General features: G+C 67.1%; 3 protein-coding genes. All 3 read left to right on the top strand.

Annotated elements, in window-relative coordinates; all coding sequences use genetic code 11:
• The coding region (locus WFK61_RS25945; protein WP_336814931.1) for an ABC transporter ATP-binding protein at positions 1-882 on the top strand (882 nt) is incomplete at its 5' end.
• Positions 879-1,769 (top strand): ABC transporter permease, encoded by an 891-nt coding sequence (locus tag WFK61_RS25940; RefSeq protein WP_336814930.1) that lies wholly within the window; start codon positions 879-881, stop codon positions 1,767-1,769. The genes WFK61_RS25945 and WFK61_RS25940, both read left to right, overlap by 4 nt.
• Positions 1,770-1,773: 4 nt before the next feature.
• A complete protein-coding gene (locus tag WFK61_RS25935) occupies positions 1,774-2,604 on the top strand; it encodes an ABC transporter permease (RefSeq protein ID WP_336814929.1) in 831 nt (276 codons plus the stop codon).
• Positions 2,605-2,606 lie beyond the last annotated feature (2 nt).

Here is a 2,606-nt window from a genome sequence, read left to right as displayed (position 1 = left end):
GGCGGCATCTGGCTCGACGACAAGCGCATCGACCCGCTGCGTCCGGAAGAGCGCGGCTTCGGCATGGTCTTCCAGAGCTATGCGCTCTTCCCGCATATGAGCGTGAACAAGAATATCGGCTTCGGCCTGAAGATGCGCGGCCTGCCGCGCGCCGAGATCGACAAGCGCGTCGCCGAGGCCGCGGCGCTGGTGCGCCTGCAGGGCCAGACCGAGAAGCTGCCCGGCCAGCTCTCCGGCGGCCAGCAGCAGCGCGTCGCGATCGCGCGCGCCATCGTCGTCGAGCCGCCGCTGGTGCTGATGGACGAGCCGCTCTCGAACCTCGACGCCAAGCTGCGTCTCGAGATGCGCGCCGAGATCCGCCGCATCCACAACACACTCGGCGCCACCACGATCTACGTCACCCACGACCAGGAGGAGGCGCTCTCGCTCGCCGATCGCATCGTCGTGCTGCGTGATGGCCAGGTCCGCCAGGTCGGCACGCCGGAAGACCTGTTCATGCGGCCGGACCATCTCGATGTCGCCGAGTTCATGGGCTTCCGCAACAAGGTGAAGGGTAAGGTCGCCTCGGTTGGCGATGGCAAGGCGGCGGTCACGGTCGGCGAGGCGCAGCTCTCCGGCCGGGCCCGCGAGGCGGTCTCCGCCGGCACTGAGGGCTATCTGGCGATCCGCCCGGAGGATTTGCACCCGGTCGCTTCCGGCCAGCCCGGCCTCAAGGCGCAGGTGGTCTCGACCGAGTTCCGCGGCCGCGAATTCGTCGGCTTCGCCCGCATGGCGGATGGCACCGACCTGTCCTTCCTCGCCCATGACAAGCTTTCGCCGGGCGAGGCGGTGACGCTCGCCGCCGATCCCGACCGCGTCCTCGTCTATGGAGGGGCGGCGTGAGCACCGACACCTCCACCATCCCGCTGAAGCAGCGGCTGGCGGCGCGCGGGCTCGACGGGCTGACGCTGCTCGTCCTGCCGGCGGTGCTGTTCCTGCTGGCGCTGTTCATCTACCCGTTCTTCTACGGGCTCTTCCTGTCCTTCGAGCCGAAGCAGGGCGGCATCTTCGCCAACTACCAGCGCTTCTTCTCCGATCGCTTCCTCTACGGGACGATCGCGACGACGCTCTGGCTCGCCCTGCCGGTCACCATCGCGACGCTGCTGCTGGCGATCCCGATCGCCTTCCGCGTCCGGCTGATGCGCAACCAGCGCCTCTTGACCACGATCCTGGTGATCCCGATCACGCTCGGCACCGTCCTCGTCGCCGAGGGCCTGCTGAACTATCTCGGCCCGCAGGGCTGGTTCAACCGCGTGCTGATGACCTTCGGCATCATCTCCTCGCCGGTGAAGCTGCTCCATAATTACTGGGGCGTGATGCTCTCGCTGGTCATCACCGGCTTCCCCTTCACCTTCCTGCTGACGCTGTCCTATCTCTCGGGCATCGATCCGGCGCTGGAGCAGGCGGGCGCGACGCTGGGCGCGGGGCCGTGGGACCGCTTCAAGCACATCCTGTTCCCGCTCCTGTTGCCGGGCCTCGCGATCACCTTCTGCCTGAGCTTCGTGCAGGCCTTCTCGGTCTTCCCCTCGGCCGTGCTGCTCGGTGCGCCCTCGGGGCCGACCCGCGTCATCTCGATCGCGGCCTATCAGGCGGCCTTCGAGGAATACGACTACTCCATGGCTTCGGCCGTCGCGATGATCATGGGCGTGGTTCAGCTCACCATCGTCGTCATCGTTCTGGCCGCGCGAGGCTTGCTGTATCGCGGCCCTGCCGGCGGCGGAAAGGGCTGATCCGATGGTGAAAGACACCCGTCTCTCGACGAAGCTCTGGGCGGCCGCGAACTGGACGCTGATCGGCTTCTTCATCGTCAACCTCTTCGCGATGATCGCGACGGTGGTGACCTCGTCCTTCTCGACGCGCTGGCTCGGCACCTGGCTGCCGGCCGGGTGGACGACGCGCTGGTACGCGGCCGCCTGGGCGGAGTTCCAGCTCTATGACGTGCTGCTCGTCACCTTCCAGATCGTCTTCCTCGTGGTGGCGCTCTCCGGCCTGATCGGCGTGCCCGCAGCCTATGCGCTCGCGCGGCGCGACTTCCCGGGCAAGAAGCTCGTCATGCTGCTCTTCCTGCTGCCGCTGCTCGTGCCGCCGATCACCTTCGGCATCCCGCTGGCGACGGTGCTCTACCAGACCGGCTTCGCCGGCCAGATGTCCGGCGTCGTGCTCGCCAATCTCGTGCCGACCGTGCCCTTCGTCATCCTGGTGATGATCCCGTTCATCGAGCAGATCGACACCAAGATCGAGGCGGCGGCGCGTGTCTTCGGCGCCAACACCTTCAAGCTCTTCGTGCATGTGCTGTTGCCGCTGCTGATGCCCGGCATCCTCGCGGCGCTGCTGCTGGTGCTGGTCAGGACGCTCGCCATGTTCGAACTGACCTTCCTCACGGCCGGCCCGACCAGCCAGACGCTCGTCGTCGCACTCTACTACGCGGTCTTCGCCGCCGGTGTCCGCGCCGTGCAGTCGATCGACGCCATGGCGGTGATCTACATGGTCACCACCCTGATCTGGCTCGTCATCGCGCTCCGCTTCGTCAACCCGACGCAGATCGTCGCTCGCGCAAAACGGTAACG

It is taken from the genome of Allobosea sp. MMO-172, assembly GCF_037147855.1.
Classification (GTDB): domain Bacteria; phylum Pseudomonadota; class Alphaproteobacteria; order Rhizobiales; family Beijerinckiaceae; genus Allobosea.
The sequence above is the reverse complement of the archived record's forward strand: the minus strand, read 5'-3'. Positions and strand labels throughout refer to the sequence as shown.